This is a genomic window from Pedobacter sp. ASV12 (assembly GCF_016429155.1).
GTDB lineage: Bacteria > Bacteroidota > Bacteroidia > Sphingobacteriales > Sphingobacteriaceae > Pedobacter.
The window spans coordinates 1-15255 of sequence record NZ_JAELUC010000009.1 but is presented as its reverse complement, the minus strand read 5'-3'; the positions used below and the strand labels follow the sequence as shown (position 1 = coordinate 15255).

At 44.4% G+C, this 15255-nt stretch carries 14 protein-coding genes and 1 tRNA gene; 10 read left to right on the top strand and 5 right to left on the bottom strand.

The genetic code is table 11. The features are described from left to right. Positions 1-410: 410 nt before the first annotated feature. Genes JHD69_RS04450 through JHD69_RS04435 form a run of 4 tightly spaced genes read right to left on the bottom strand, consistent with a single transcriptional unit; the run spans position 411 to position 6746 of the window. Complete coding sequence (locus JHD69_RS04450) at positions 411-3599, bottom strand: efflux RND transporter permease subunit (protein WP_199137774.1); 3189 nt, start codon at positions 3597-3599, stop codon at positions 411-413. A 59-nt stretch (positions 3600-3658) separates the two neighbouring features. Next, on the bottom strand, positions 3659-4726 hold the full coding sequence (locus JHD69_RS04445) for an efflux RND transporter periplasmic adaptor subunit (protein WP_199137773.1): 1068 nt from the start codon (positions 4724-4726) through the stop codon (positions 3659-3661). 5 nt (positions 4727-4731) lie between these two features. Then, positions 4732-6072, bottom strand: coding sequence for a TolC family protein (locus JHD69_RS04440; RefSeq protein WP_199137772.1), 1341 nt, complete (start codon positions 6070-6072; stop codon positions 4732-4734). A gap of 32 nt (positions 6073-6104) precedes the next feature. Then, positions 6105-6746: a TetR/AcrR family transcriptional regulator gene (locus tag JHD69_RS04435; RefSeq protein WP_199137771.1), complete on the bottom strand. Its 642-nt coding sequence runs from the start codon at positions 6744-6746 to the stop codon at positions 6105-6107. A gap of 356 nt (positions 6747-7102) precedes the next feature. Between JHD69_RS04435 and JHD69_RS04430 the strand changes: the two genes are divergently transcribed. The 5 genes from JHD69_RS04430 to JHD69_RS04410 all read left to right on the top strand — a co-directional run bounded on the left by JHD69_RS04430 (position 7103) and on the right by JHD69_RS04410 (position 10483). Then, a complete protein-coding gene (locus JHD69_RS04430; protein ID WP_199137770.1) occupies positions 7103-7696 on the top strand; it encodes a TMEM175 family protein in 594 nt (197 codons plus the stop codon). Between the two features lie 43 nt (positions 7697-7739). After that, positions 7740-8756 carry a UDP-N-acetylmuramate dehydrogenase gene (gene murB, locus JHD69_RS04425; RefSeq protein ID WP_199137768.1) on the top strand — a complete coding sequence of 339 codons (1017 nt, stop codon included), beginning with the start codon at positions 7740-7742 and terminating at the stop codon, positions 8754-8756. 156 nt (positions 8757-8912) lie between these two features. Beyond that, on the top strand, positions 8913-9440 hold the full coding sequence (locus JHD69_RS04420) for an RNA polymerase sigma factor (protein ID WP_199137766.1): 528 nt from the start codon (positions 8913-8915) through the stop codon (positions 9438-9440). A 132-nt stretch (positions 9441-9572) separates the two neighbouring features. Continuing rightward, on the top strand, positions 9573-10250 hold the full coding sequence (locus JHD69_RS04415) for a lycopene cyclase domain-containing protein (protein WP_199137764.1): 678 nt from the start codon (positions 9573-9575) through the stop codon (positions 10248-10250). Then, positions 10250-10483 carry a cytochrome b5 domain-containing protein gene (locus JHD69_RS04410; protein WP_199137762.1) on the top strand — a complete coding sequence of 78 codons (234 nt, stop codon included), beginning with the start codon at positions 10250-10252 and terminating at the stop codon, positions 10481-10483. The genes JHD69_RS04415 and JHD69_RS04410 overlap by 1 nt, the downstream gene beginning before the upstream one ends. A gap of 62 nt (positions 10484-10545) precedes the next feature. Here JHD69_RS04410 and JHD69_RS04405 read toward each other — a convergent pair whose 3' ends face one another. Then, complete coding sequence (locus JHD69_RS04405) at positions 10546-11469, bottom strand: PfkB family carbohydrate kinase (RefSeq protein WP_199137759.1); 924 nt, start codon at positions 11467-11469, stop codon at positions 10546-10548. 143 nt (positions 11470-11612) lie between these two features. On the opposite strand from JHD69_RS04405, the gene JHD69_RS04400 reads away from it, so the two are divergent. The 5 genes from JHD69_RS04400 to JHD69_RS04380 all read left to right on the top strand — a co-directional run. Beyond that, positions 11613-11686 (top strand) — tRNA-Asn (locus JHD69_RS04400). Between the two features lie 332 nt (positions 11687-12018). Beyond that, a complete protein-coding gene (locus tag JHD69_RS04395; protein ID WP_199137757.1) occupies positions 12019-12642 on the top strand; it encodes a Crp/Fnr family transcriptional regulator in 624 nt (207 codons plus the stop codon). Between the two features lie 59 nt (positions 12643-12701). After that, complete coding sequence (locus tag JHD69_RS04390; RefSeq protein WP_199137755.1) at positions 12702-13493, top strand: sulfite exporter TauE/SafE family protein; 792 nt, start codon at positions 12702-12704, stop codon at positions 13491-13493. 72 nt (positions 13494-13565) lie between these two features. Continuing rightward, positions 13566-14954, top strand: coding sequence for an MBL fold metallo-hydrolase (locus JHD69_RS04385; RefSeq protein ID WP_199137752.1), 1389 nt, complete (start codon positions 13566-13568; stop codon positions 14952-14954). Between the two features lies 1 nt (position 14955). Then, positions 14956-15255 (top strand): rhodanese-like domain-containing protein (locus JHD69_RS04380; RefSeq protein ID WP_199137750.1); only part of this gene is annotated, 300 nt, incomplete at its 3' end.

Below are 15255 nucleotides of genomic sequence, written 5' to 3'. Positions count from 1 at the left end.
ATCTCCAGTATAGTTCCCTGTCTTCAGCTGCTCTTCCTTTACAGCACAAAAGAAGTTATTAGTCAATAATTAAATATGGCCTAGTCGGCAAATGGCGGTTTTGGGTAGGTGAATGGAGGTAAGGGATGGGGTGTGGGAAGGAGGGGGTATCTTTTTGGCGTGATAACCAATGCGCAAATTCGTTGGTGGAGAACACCAGTATGGGCTACGATATTAACCAGCACCAGCCACATCAGAAATGAAGTGGCTTTTGTTGGTATGCTTTGCCCACAAGTTAGATGCATAGAAACCGTTGGTGAAGCATACCAATCTGAATGATGAAGAATATCAGGCGAAGCTTAGCCACATAAAAAAAGGAGCCGAATTCTCGGCTCCTTTCAAAACTAAAAGTATATAATTTGGGGAGTGTATTAATGATCCAAGTCGTACTCGTGTACGTCTTTATGGTCGTAAGGCTCTACCATCAGCTCCTCAATAGATTTGCCTTTTTTGTTGAAACCCAGTTTATCTAGCATCATATCGAAAATCAGGTAAACTACCGGTACAACAATCAGGGTCAAGAAGAGCGAACTGGTCAAGCCGCCTACAATAACCCAGGCCAAACCATTTTTCCATTCGGCACCGGCACCACTGGCCAATGCAATTGGAAGCATACCGAAAATCATGGCGATGGTCGTCATCAAAATCGGCCTTAAACGGGCGTGGTTGGCTAGTACCAAGGCCTCGATGGTCGATTTGCCTTCGGCTTTCATGTGGTTGGTAAAATCGACCAGGATAATCGCGTTTTTCGCCACCAAACCCATGAGCATGATCAGACCTAAAATGGTGAAGATACCGATCGAGTTGTTGGTCAAGGCTAGGGCCAAGAAGGCACCGATAAAGGCCAACGGCAACGAGAACATCACTACCAACGGATAGATAAAGCTATCGTAAAGCGCCACCATAATCAGGTATACCAAAATAACCGAGGCCAATAAGGCAATGCCCAGGGTACCAAATCCTTCCGACTGGTTTTCTTGGTCGCCGGCCCAGGTATAGCTCACGCCAACTGGCGCTTTCAGCTTGCCGTTTTTCTGTAATTCTTCCAGTTTCTTTTGGAAATCGGCTACTACAGTTCCGGTAGGCCTACCAATAGATTGCGCTTTTACCGATACCGAAGTTGATTTGTTTAAACGCTCCAGCTGACTTGGTCCGGATCCTTCGGTAATGGTGGCAAACTGCGAAAGCTTAATCTGCTGTCCGGCGCCGTTTACAAAAATCAGGTTGCGCACGTCGTCTACGCTTTTGCGGTTGAAATCCTGGTATTGGATGTTGATGTCGTACTCGTACTCGCCTTTTCTGAACTTGCCATCGGTGTTGCCGCTAAATGCAGTCTGCATGGTTCCTCCTACGGTTTGCAGGGTTAGGCCCAAGGCCGACATTTTATCGCGGTCTACTTTGACGTTGATTTCTGGTGTTCCTTTTTCTACCGATAATTTAATCTCGGTCGCACCCGGAATGCCCGCCAGTACTTTTTGGGCACCTTCGGCATATTTCAAGGCACTATCCAAATCAGAGCCCATAACCACCAGCTGGATAGGTGCATTTTCGGCGATACCCAAAATACTGATCGGAACGGTTTTTACTTTGGCGCCCACCAGTTCTTTGGCTAAGGCACGGCTCATTTTGGTGGCAAAAATATCAGATGATACCCCTTTGCGCTGGTCGCGTTCAACCAATTTTACGTTAATCTCCGATTTATAAGCCGTTGCCTGCGTGCCACCGAAATCGCCACTTGATTGGCCAACCGTTGTAATAAGTTGGGTAATTTCAGGCTGTTTCTGCAAGAAGGCTTCGGCTCTTTGGGTGTAAAAGTTGGTTTGCTCTAACGAAGCATCTTTGGGCAATTCGATCTGTACCAGGAATTCGCCCTTGTCTGATTTAGGGAAGAACTCGCTTCCGATAAATCCGGCTCCGGCTAAATACATGGCGCCAACAAATAGGATAACTACCGCAAAAATAGTACGTCTTTTATGGTTTAGCGACCAGGTTAGGATAGAAGTAACCCAATGCGTGAATTTTTTGAGCTGTTTTTCGAACCATAAAATGAAACGGCCGAACATATTTTTGCCTTCGATACGCTCCAATTTACCGAACCTCGAGAAAAGCAAAGGCACAATGGTAAACGAAGCCACCAACGATAGCAAGGTGGCAATAATTACCACGATACAGAACTGGCGCAAAATGTTAGATACCAAGCCGGTACTTACCGCAATAGGGAAGAATACCACTACGATTACGAAGGTAATGGAAACTACCGTAAAGCCGATTTCCCTCGTGGCATCTGAGGCTGCCCTCACTTTGTTTTTGCCCATTTCCATGTGGCGTTGGATGTTTTCCAGTACCACAATGGCATCATCCACCAAGATACCTACCACCAGGGAAAGACCCAAAAGCGACATCAGGTTGAGGGTAAAGCCAAAGAGGCTGATACCAATAAACGTAGCAATTAGGGAAGCCGGAATAGACACCATAACAATAACTGCGTTTCTGATGCTGTGCAAGAAGAAAAGCATCACGAAAGCCACCAGCACTACCGCCAGCATCAAATCGTGAATTACCGCATCTGCCGATTCGAGGGTAAAGATCGAACTGTCGTTTACGATCTTAATATCCAGATTATCGGCTTTGTATTCGGTTTTCAGCTTTTCGATAATGGCATGTACGCCTTTACTTACTTCTACCGCGTTGGCATCACTTTGTTTGATGATTTGGATCGCGATAGCCCCTTTACGGTTGATACGGGCCAGTTTCTCGGTTTCCTTTTGGGCATCCTGCACGTCGGCAACATCGCCAAGGCGGATTTGCGTACCGCTTTTGGTGGTGGTTAGCACCAAGTTGCGCATTTCGTCAATGCTTTGGTATTTTCCCGATAAACGGATCAATACATCTTGGTTCTGTGTTTTTACGCTTCCGGTAGGGAAATCGAGGTTCGACGATAAAATCATCTGTTGCACCTGAGGCACCGAAAGGCCATAGCCTTGGAGCTTGTTGGCATCTAAGGCTACTTGTATTTCGCGCTCAGAGCCACCAATCAGGTTTACCTGGGCAATACCATTTACCCTCGAAATTACCGGGGCAATCCGTTTGTCGATCAGATCGTAAAAGGTAATATCGTCCATGTTGGCAGAGGCAGACATGGTGATTACCGGTAGATCGTCGAGCGAGAACTTGCTTAGCGAAGGCGTTTTTACATCTTCGGGCAAATTGGCCAGAATGGCATTTACCTTACGTTGCGCATCGTTCAGGGCCACGTCTATATTAGCCTTGTCGGTTAGGGTAATGGTTACCGTCGACAAGCTTTCGAACGATACTGCGTTTATTTTTTTGATGTTCTCCATCGATGATACCGCATCCTCGATTTTCTTGGTTACGGTATTTTCTACTTCGTTTGGCGAAGCGCCGGGGTAGATGGTAGAAATGGATACTACGTTGTTGGAGAATTTTGGCAATAGCTCATAGCCCAACGAAAAGTAGCTCAATAGCCCCAGGAGGGTAAGTGCGGTAAAAACCACAATCACCAGCGAGGGCCTTTTTATGGATATGTCTGTAATCTTCATTTTGTTTTAATAATGCATACGTTTAGTGGCGCAAGCGATTTGTAAATGCAATTTTTAGCTTATTTAACAATGCTTACCGCAGTGCCGTCGGCCAAGTTGATCTGTCCGCTGGTAATTACGGTTTCGCCTGCAGCCAAGCCATCCAAAATCTCCACGTTATCTCCCAAAATCCGGCCGCTTACCACATTGCGTACCTTGGCGGTATTGCTGGCTTTGTCTAACACAAAAACCTGGTTGCTGCTTACGCTGCCCACGAACGAGGTACGTGGAATAAGGATGCTAGGAGCTTGTTGCGGGAAGTTGAAAACAGCTGTGCCGTACATGCCGGCCTTTAAGCTGTTTTTGGTGTTGTTGGCCACTTCGATTTCGATCGGGAAGTTCAAGGTTGCATCGGCTTTAGGCGCGATGAAAGTAATCTTGCCGCTGAATTTCTCAGTTGGGAAAATATTTGATTTGATATCGATGCGGTCGCCTAATTTAAGGTTGGCTACTTGTGCTTCGTTTACGTTTACTTTCAGTTTGAGTTTTGAAACGTCAACCAATTCGAACAACTGGGTACCTTGAGCGGTTACAAAAGCACCTACTTCAATATATTTTTTGTTAACGATACCGTTGATTGGCGATTTGATGCTGGCATCGTTCAGTCTTCTTTTCGAAGCCTGCAAGCGCAACTGTGCATTCCTGGTAGCCAATTTGGCTTGGTCAAGCTGTTGTTGGGTTACACCACCGGTTTGATACGAACTTTGGTACCTGGCTTCGTCTTTCAACGCGTTTTGGTAGGCCGCTTCGGCTGTTTCCCTGTCGGTATTGATAATTTCGGCATCAATGCGGGCCAAAACCTGTCCTTTGCTTACGCGATCGCCTTCTTTGACGTAAATGGCGCTTACGCGACCAGCATTTTCAGAAAGGAAGTTCAATTCTTGGTTGGCGGCAAAGTTTCCGTTTGCATTAAAATCAAGGTCTACCACCTTTTTTTCTACAGTTGCCACGCGAACAGCTACCGCGCCGCCACCTTCGGCAATGAAGGCAGTTTTGGCGTCGTTCTTCTTTTTGTTGTTCTTAAGAACCAGGGCTATTGCCGCAAGTGCGGCAGCAATGACAACGATTATGATTATTACTCTTTTCATTTCTGTTATTGGACTAGCGATTTAATATTTCCGTTTGATTTGATTAATTGTATTTCGGCAATTTTATAATTTAATAATGCCTGTGTATAGCTGTTTTGGGCCTGGGTTAACGAGTTTTCTGTTTCCAGCAAATCGGTTAGCGAAGCCAGTCCGTTGTTATAGTTGTTCTGTGTGCTTTTGTAGATTTCCTGGGCCAGCTCGGCATTTTTGCGTTGCGCATTGATGGTAGCCAGGTTGTCGCGCAATTGGATTTTGGCATTTTCGTAGGCCAGGTTTAACGCGTTGGTGGTGTTGGTTCTGTCCTCCTTGGCCTTTTTGATGGCTACATCGGCCTGACGGACCTTAGAACGGGTTAGGAAGCCGTTAAAAATAGGTACCCTTAGTGTTAGTCCCACAGCCGAAGAGCCAAAACCAATAGCCGAACTGCTCGAGTTTAAAAAGTCGAAACTTTTGCTCTGGCTAGAATAGGTATAGTTGCCTGTTAAAGCCAATGTAGGATAATATTCTGATACATAAGCTTTCCTTTGCAAAGACAAAAGCTTGTCCTGATTGTCCAAAAGCTTAATTTCTGTACGGTTAGACAAGTCTACGGCATCTGCTAGCTGTGGCAAGGTACTTACCTGCGTAAGCTCGGTTGCCGGTAGGATGATTGCTGTGGCAACCGGCATGCCCATCGCGTATTTCAACTGGTTTTCCAATTGGGTAATCCCGTTAATCACCTGCTCTCTTTGGGTATTGAGGTTGGTGAGGTTTACCTTGATGCGGTCTACATCGATTTTTTTGGCCAAGCCGTTTTTATACTGAACGTTAACGATGTTTTCGACTACCTTCACATTTTTGATGTTGTTGTCAATCACTTCCAGTTGTTGCCTGGTTACCAATACCTGATAGTAGTTGTTGGCTACCAGTTCGATCAGCTGTTCTTCGGTTAATTGAGCAGTTAAGTTGTAGTATTCCTCGCTCGATTTCGCCGCCTGCAAGCCTGTGAAAACCTGTTGGTTAAACAGTTGTTGCGAGAGCTGAACGCCTGCCGACGAATTCCATTTCTGTCCGAACTTAAGCGTTTGCAACTGGCCACCAAAATCGACAACCTGTTGCCCGATAATGGGGTTGTAGGTTAAGCCGGCGGTGCCTGTAAGCTGAGGCAGGGCTTGTGCCCTTACTTCTTCCACCTTGTAGCGTCCGCCTTCAATATCCAATCGTGCCTTGCGCATGTTGCTGTTGTGCTGCAAAGCAAAGGTTAAGGCATCCTTTAGGGTAAGCTGCTGCTGCGCGTTTACCAATTGTGGCAAAACTGCGCCTGCGAGCAGGAGTAGGATGAGTTTTGCCTTTTTTATTCTAAGCATGTTATAATTGTTTTATTTTGGGTTTAATGAATTTAAATTTTAGTGGCGGCTGCCGGAACCTCCGTCTTGAGTTTGAGCTTGCTGGCATAAATGTGCCCTAAGCCAGTTAAAGAGCATACGCCATATAAAAAATGTTCGGTAAGCTCTACCATAATCTGGGCAAGGTTGTATTTGTTCATGGTATATTGGTCATGCTGACTAAAAATAAGGTCAACCTGGTCAAGGCGCAGCTGCGTGAGGATATCGGTATTGATATCGTCGCGGTAAAGCCCTTCCTTGATGCCACGCTCCAGGTTTTTGTAAATCGTTTCGCGTAGAGTCTTTTCTTTGAACTCCCTAAATATCATCCAGGCTTTGGGATGGTATTTTTGCAGGTCGTAGAAAAGCTTGGGGTTCATATTGGCCAGCATCTCATTGGTACTGTTAATGGCGAAAAAAATCTCGTCAATAGCATTTTCCGAATTTTGGGCAGTGTCTTTTGCCATGCAATCCTGCGTACTGATCTTCTCGCTGATCAGAATAGTTACCAGTTCGTCCTTGTCGCTAAAATGGCGATAGATCGTTTTTTTAGACATGCCCAAATGTTTGGCAATATCGTCCATGGTTACACTTTTAAAGCCAAATTGGCAAAAAAGCTTGTCTGCTTCTGCAATGATGTATTCTCTAACTTCCAACTTTCACCTTTCAAATAATGGCGCAAAACTATGGAAACTTTTTTTAATTCCAAAGTTTCCTTATTAAAATTTTTATTTCCTCGATGAGGGTCAAGTCTGTATTTAATTCCATGAAGCAAAAAAAGGCAATTGCCAAACATTGGTCTAGCTTTTTTCGGTGAACGGAGGATTTGGACAGGTGAAAAGAGGAGTTCGTTAGGTTCGGTGCTAGCGGGTTCGGCCTTGACGGCTTCTCCCTAAGTGTTGGCGGCCGCAATTCAGGCTCGCCTTCCTGTTAAAAAAACAACCGAACCGCAAGCCGAACCGGTTTTTTGCTTTAAGCTTTTTCTTATCTTCGAAACTATAAAAAAAGCAAGATGAAAAAAGGAAGAACAGAAGCGTTTAGCGATGGCGTAATTGCCATTATCATTACCATTATGGTGTTGGAACTCAAGGTGCCCCATGAGAAAAGCGAACTGAAAGACTTGGTGCCCTTGTTGCCTGTTTTTTTAAGTTACGTACTCAGTTTTATTTATGTGGGTATTTATTGGAACAACCACCATCATATGTTTACGGCCGTAAACCGGGTAAACGGAGCGGTGCTTTGGGCCAACCTACATCTGCTTTTTTGGCTGAGCATGATTCCCTTTGCCACCGCATGGATGGGCGAAAACCATTTCGCTGCCGCGCCGGTTGCCGTTTACGGCGGCGTTTTGTTGATGAATTCTATCGCTTATTTTATACTGATGTCGGTACTGGTGAAGCACCATGGTAACGAATCGTTGTTGGCCAAAGCCGTAGGCAGCGATTTGAAAGGCAAGCTCTCTACGGCCTGTTATATTTTAGCGATCCCGTTGGCGTATGTTTCGACCTGGATTTCAGGTGGCCTTTTTGTACTCGTAGCCCTGATTTGGCTTATTCCAGATCGCAGGATCGAAAATGTGGTACGCGAAGTGGAAGACGAAGTTTAACGCGTCGGCCTTTTTGTATACCTTTGCTGTCTAATCTAAAACCATGTCCATTTTTCAAGAAAACGTATCCTTAAAGTCGTACAATACTTTTGGCATCGAGGTAAAGGCCCGCTACTTTGTGGCCGTTGCCAGCGAAGACGAGCTGCGGGCTGTATTTGCCGATCCTCTGGCTAAAACACAAAGGCTTTTGGTGATGGGTGGCGGCAGCAACATGCTGTTTACGCACGATTTTGATGGATTAGTAGTTAAAATGGATATTCAGGGCATTAGCCATGAGATAGCAGGTGGCCAAGTAAGCGTAAGTGCCGGCGGAGGCGTAGTATGGAATGATTTGGTTAACTATTGCGTAAGCCATGGTTTTGCCGGATTGGAGAATCTCAGCCTGATTCCGGGCACGGTAGGGGCGTCGCCTATCCAGAATATCGGGGCTTATGGCGTAGAGCTGAAAGATGTTTTTGCGTGGTGCAGTGCCTTCGAAATCGCAACCGGCCAAATCAAAACCTTTGGTTATGCCGATTGTGCGTTTGGCTATCGCGATAGCATCTTCAAAAATGAGCTTAAAGGCCAGTTCATCATTACTAAAGTAGGCTTTAACCTGAGCCAAACTGCACAGTTGCACACACATTATGGCGCCATTAATGCCGAATTGGAAAAAAGAAATATCGTTGATCCGAGCATCGCCGATGTTTCGGCGGTGGTTTCTCACATCAGGGTAAGCAAGCTCCCCGATCCCAAAACGATTGGCAACGCGGGTAGTTTCTTTAAAAACCCGGTAATTGAACCCGAGCAATTTAAGCAACTTGTCCAAAAATTCCCCGAAGTGGTGCATTATCCGGTAGCCGAGGGCAAAATCAAGTTGGCTGCGGGCTGGCTCATCGAGCAATGCGGCTTTAAAGGTATGGTAGTGGGGCGTACCGGTACCTGGAAAAACCAGGCCTTGGTTTTGGTAAACCATGGCGGGGCCAGCGGACAGGAAGTGTATGATTTTTCAGAACAAATCATTCAGGCTGTACAGGCCAAGTTTGGCGTGGCGCTGGAGCGCGAGGTAAATATTTTGTGACAAGGCTGTTTCTGTTTCATTAGGTAAGTTTTTTTAAAAAATTAGATCGAGGTCATTTTTTTGGTATCATAGTTGTACGACAAAGGTCGATATAAACAGTTGGCGAACCACTCTCCAAAGCTTCTGTTTCTTTTTAAAACTTAAAACCTAAAAACTATGACACAGCTTCAATTTAACCACCAATTGCATGATTATTCTGGCTCATTACAGTCATTTGCTTTAAATTTTACAAAAGATATCGAAGATGCTAATGATTTGGTGCAGGATACGCTGCTTAAAGCGGTTACTTATTACAGCAAATTTAAAGAGGGAACTAATTTAAAAGGGTGGTTGTTTACCATTATGCGCAATACGTTTATCAACAACTACAGGCGCATGGTAAAAACGAATACCCTGATTACGCAAAGCGAAGACATTTCTTCGGCTAACCTGCATTACAGCGCAACCCGAAATGCCGTGGAGAGCAAATTTGTGTTGGGCGATATCCACAAGGCCTTGGCCACCTTGCAACCCGAGTACTACGTGCCTTTCATCAAATACTTCGAAGGCTATAAATACCATGAAATTGCCGAAGAGCTGGACATTCCTATTGGTACGGTAAAAACCCGTATCCATGTGGCCAGGGGCATTTTAAAGAAATACCTGAAAACATATGCCAAAGACATGGCTGCAACAGAGGTCTAAATACCTATCAAAACACGAAAAGGCTCCAATATTTGGGGCCTTTTTTTGTTAAACCTGTTGCCACAGAAAAAAGATATGTGTTAAACGCGGGCAAAATCCTACTTTTGGCTATCGGAAATTAAACCCATTTGCATGAAGAACCTGTTTCTATGTCTTGATATTTTTCTTTTTCTAGCTCCTTGGACGTTCTGTCTGGATAGCAAGGCATTTAGGCTCAAAAAACTGAACAACGCTGCTGTTCCGGCAGTGGTGGCCGGTATTGTTTTTTCGGCAATCGGAGTTATTTTCAATATTTTTGGCATCTGGCAATTTAACGCTGAGTTTGTGGTCGGTGTCTACTATCGGGGCGTTCCGCTAGAGTTTTTTCTTTTCTGTTTCGGCTTTAGTTTTTTGGGCATCAATGTTTACCAATACCTCAATGCCCGGTTCCCTAAAAACAACCTGCAGCAGTTTAGCCTAACCGTAAGCAACCTGGTACTGGGGCTTTGTATAGCTTTTGGCTTTTTTGGCCACAGTCATTGGTATACAATCGTGGTTTTTGCGCTCTTGTTTGTCTTGTTGCTCTATGTCGAATACCTCAACAAAATCAGGTTTATGTATCGTTTTTACCGGGCCTATCTGGTTTGTTTGCTGCCTTTTTATATCTGCTTTGGCATTATGGGCAAATTGCCCATCCTGTTATATAATAGCAAGGAAACCTTGGGTATCAATATGGTTGATATTCCGCTGGAAAGCCATTTTTATATCATGGCCATGCTTTTGTTGGGCGTATATTTATTGGAGTTTTTTGGCAAAAGGGTCGCCAAATAATGGAGTTGCCAACTTATACCAGATCGCAGCTTGCCTTACGCAATGGCCAGGATAAGCCCCAGATTTGGGTCGCCTATAAGGGTTTGATTTACGATGTGGGCGAAAGTCGGCTGTGGAAAAACGGCAAGCACTATGAACATTGGGCTGGGCAGGACCTGACCGCCGAATTGGCCGACGCACCACATACAGAAACTGTTTTTGAGAAATTTACTGTGGTGGGCACGTTGAAGTGAAAAAAGTTGAAAGTGCAAAGTTGAAAGCTGACCATTAGACCAACTTTCAACTCTTAACTTCATTACTCCTGAATAATCTCGAAACTGCTTAGGTTGACAAACTGTTGCAGGCGTTCGGCAATGGCTTTTTTGTCGAGCTCCAATAAGCGTTCGATGCCGAATTTTTCTACGCAGAAAGAAGCAAGGGCCGAACCGTAAATCAAGGCATTTTTCATATTGTTGAAGTTTACGGTGCCTACTTGGGCCAGGTAGCCGATAAAGCCTCCGGCAAAAGTGTCGCCGGCACCGGTTGGATCAAATACATCGGCCAGTGGCAGGGCAGGAGCCGAGAAGATCTTGTCTTCGTGGAACAATAATGCGCCGTGCTCACCTTTTTTGATGATGAGGTATTTTGGGCCCATGGTCAGGATTTTATTGGCGGCTTTTACCAAAGAGTATTCACCTGATAATTGGCGGGCTTCAGAATCGTTAATGGTCAATACGTCGATCATTTTAATGGTCTCCAAAAGATCATCCATCATAATGTCCATCCAAAAGTTCATGGTATCTAATACAATTAGTTTCGGGCGGTTTTTTAAGCGCTTGATTACAGTTTGTTGGATTTGCGGCGTTAAGTTGCCCAGCATCAAATACTCACAGTCCTGATAACTGTCGGGGATGATCGGGTCGAAATTTTCCAGCACGTTCAGTTCGGTAACCAAGGTGTCGCGGCTGTTCATGTCGTTGTGGTATTTGCCGCTCCAAAAGAAGGATTTTTCGCCTTCCTTAACCTGTAGGCCTTCGGTATCAACACCATGTTGGTTCAGGATATTGATATTGTCTTGTCCGAAATCATCACCAACAACGGCTACAATTTTGGTCTTGTTATAGAAGTAAGAAGCAGCTAAACTGGCATAAGTAGCCGCGCCACCTACAATTTTATCTGTTTTTCCGAAAGGGGTCTCCAGGGCATCGAAAGCCACAGTACCTATGATTATCAGGCTCATATCTGTTAAGTTGTAATTTTTTTAAAATTTTTTCACTGCAAATATTGCATAAATAATTTAAAAGCCCTAATATTGCATTCCCAAAACGAACAGGGGTATATGTTCAAAGCATATGCAACAAGGCGTTTTTGGATAACCGGTACTCCCGAATAGCTCAGCCGGTTAGAGCATCTGACTGTTAATCAGAGGGTCGCTGGTTCGAGCCCAGCTTCGGGAGCTGAAAGCCTCTAGCGAAATCGTTAGAGGCTTTTCTGTTTTTTGATGTTTTTTTAAAAACATGTTGATCAGCTCTTCGCGCAGATTTTTGGTTCGAGCCAATGTCCGCACATCATACGGTGTAAAGCCTCCAAAAATTTCAAAGCCGCTTTAGTTTAAATACCTGCTCTAAAAAGAAATAAATGAAGTCAATATACTTTTTTGCTTACTCTTCAGGAAGAATTATGCCTTTGGCTTGGTTTGGATGAACGATGGCGTAATAGTTTGTTGCTACTAGATCATTAGAGAAATATGTAATCTCCCTTGCATTATAAATTCCTACATTTACTACATATGGAAAATCTTGAACAAATTGAAGAGTTTAAGTCGTCGCCTGAACTAATTGCTAAATTGTATCAGAATAGCATCCTGAAAAAATATAAGGCTGGCGGTATTATTCTGAACGAAAATGCCTACATCCGAGCCATTCCTATTGTAATCAAAGGAAGTATGAAAGTCATACGAACGGAAGAAGACGGCAGAGAGATTTTATTGTATTATATCAAAGCTGGCGAAAGCTGCATCATGTCGTTTTTAGGCGGTATGCACAACGAAACCAGCAAGGTAAAAGCCGAAGTAGAAGAAGATGCCGAGATTTTGTTTCTTCCGATAGATAAGGTTTCTCTTTTTATCAAAGAATATCCACAATGGCTAGACTATATTTTCCGCTTGTACCATAAACGTTTTGAAGAACTCTTGGAAATTGTAAATGCCATTGCCTTTAAGAAAGTGGATGAAAGGTTGCTAAACCTGCTGCATAAGAAAGCTGAATTAATCCATAACAAGACCATTACCATTACACACGAACAGTTGGCAAACGAATTGGGTACCGCACGAGTGGTCATTTCTCGCCTATTGAAACAATTGGAAGACCATGGTGTAGTGCAGTTAGGCAGAAATAAAATTATCCTTGTGTAACTAAAGTAACCGTAGCCGGATTTGATTTGAGCTAGCTTTGAAATTATCAAATCAGGGCAATGGAAATTACAGGCTATTCGGCTTCAATACTTATCGGCATTTCACTCGGACTAATTGGCGGCGGTGGCAGTATTTTAACGGTGCCTGTATTGGTTTACCTGTTTAGCGTCGATACCGTTTTGGCGACTACCTACTCGCTTTTTGTAGTGGGCTCTACCAGTTTAGTGGGCTCTGCATCCTATTTTAAAAAAGGATTTATAGCTGGTAAAACCGCGCTGTTTTTTGGTATCCCCTCAATAATCGCTGTTTTTTTAACCCGTCACTACATTCTTCCTGCCATTCCTGAACATGTAATGAATGTTGGAGATCTTGGAATTAGCAGATCTGTTTTGCTCATGGTATTTTTCGCGTTGCTCATGGTTTTCGCCTCCTACAGCATGATCAGGAAGGGCAGGGAAAAGAGCGATGCAATGACTAAACCTGCCAACACGGCCTGGATAATTGGGCAAGGTGTGATTGTTGGTATGGTTACCGGACTTATTGGTGCAGGTGGCGGTTTTCTAATCATTCCTGCATTGGTTAACCTTTTAAAATTGCCCATAAAAACGGCAATTGGCACTTCCTTGATTATCATTGCCGTAAACTCATTAATAGGCTTTAGTTTTTCATTGGGCCATTATCCAATAGATTGGCAATTTCTGCTTGCCGTAACCTTGTTTGCGACGGTAGGGATTTTTATTGGGGCGTATTTATCAACTAAGATAGATGGCAAAAAATTAAAGCCTGCATTCGGCTGGTTTGTGCTGGTAATGGGTATTTATATCCTAATTAAAGAAACGATATTGAAATAATCCCGCTTATGTAACCAAAGTAGCTGTACAGAAAAATTGAGCGTAGCACCTTTGTAAATAAAATCTAACATTATGTTTTTTCAACACGTATATGATAAGAGCTTAGCCCAAGCAAGCTTTCTAATTGGTTGCCAAGCTAAAGGCGAGGCCATTGTAATTGATGCACAACGTGATATGGATGTGTATCTTGAAATTGCGGCACAAAACAATCTTAAAATTACGCACATTACCGAAACCCATATCCATGCCGATTTCCTGACAGGATCAAGAGAGTTGGCCGCGGTAACTGGTGCCCAACTCTACTTATCGGACGAAGGCGGTTCAGATTGGCAATATCAATTCGATCACATCGGATTAAAACATGGCGATCAAATTCAGGTGGGCAACCTCACATTCGAGGTGTTGCATACACCTGGGCATACGCCAGAAAGTATCAGTTTTTTATTGACCGATCATCCAGCGACTACCGAACCTGTAATGATTTTTACCGGAGATTTTGTTTTTGTTGGAGATATTGGTCGCCCTGATTTATTGGAAAAAGCAGCGGGGTTAATTGGCACGCAGGAAAAGGGTGCAAAGCAAATGTACGAATCTATTCGGCGTTTTGCCGAGCTGCCCGCATTTGTGCAGGTTTGGCCCGGCCACGGTGCAGGTTCTGCTTGTGGTAAGGCTTTGGGCGCTGTGCCAAGCTCAACCGTAGGATATGAAAAAATAAGAAATTGGGCCTTCCAATACCCAAATGACGAGAAGGGATTTGTAGACTATTTATTGGCCGGACAACCTGAGCCTCCAAAATACTTTGCCATGATGAAGTACTTGAACAAGGTAAGCCGTCCGCTTTTGGTCGAAATACCGAAGCACCCCGAACTAAGTTCAGCACAATTTTTACAGGCGTATAAGGATGGGATCAAAGTTATCGACACACGTAACAAAGTAGATTTTGCCAAAGGTTTTATTCCTGGCAGTATCAACATCCAGCATAATAACAGCCTATCCACCTGGGCAGGGTGGTTCTTAAATTACCAAGAGCAATTTATCTTGGTTGCCAAAGCTGATGAAATGGAGGAAATTACCAGAAAACTCATGAGAATTGGCCTAGACAATAGCTATGGCTTCGTGAATGGTGTTGGAGGTTTAGACCTTGAGCTACAAACTGCCGATGTAATTGACTTGGAAACATTTAGAGCCTATGTAGGCCTGGATAATGTGCAAATTGTGGATGTACGTGGTTTAACCGAATATAATGAGGGCCATATTGAGGGCGCAGTACATGCATTTGTGGGTACGCTACAAGATAATTTGGATAAAATTAGCAGGGATAAACAAGTAATTATCCATTGCCAAAGTGGCGACAGGTCTGCAATTGCCTACTCTATTTTGAAGAGAAACGGCTTTGATATGGTCAAGAACTATTCGGGCGGTATGAAGGAATGGGTTGCAAACGAAGGTAAAACAATATAAAATGGGACTTTTTTCATTGCTGTTTGGTACTCCAGACAACACCATATTAGCTGAAACAATTAATAACGGAGCATTTTTGGTAGATGTTCGTAGTCCTGAAGAGTTTGCTTCGGGCAGTGTAAAAGGTGCGGTGAACATCCCTTTGGATAGTTTGCAACCTGTCTCTTATACACATCTAAAAGGTGGGGGGGGGGGGGGGGGGGGGGGGGGGGGGGGGGGGGGGGGGGGGGGGGGGGGGGGGGGGGGGGGGGGGGGGGGGGGGGGGGGGGGGGGGGGGGGGGGGGGGGGGGGGGGGGGGGGG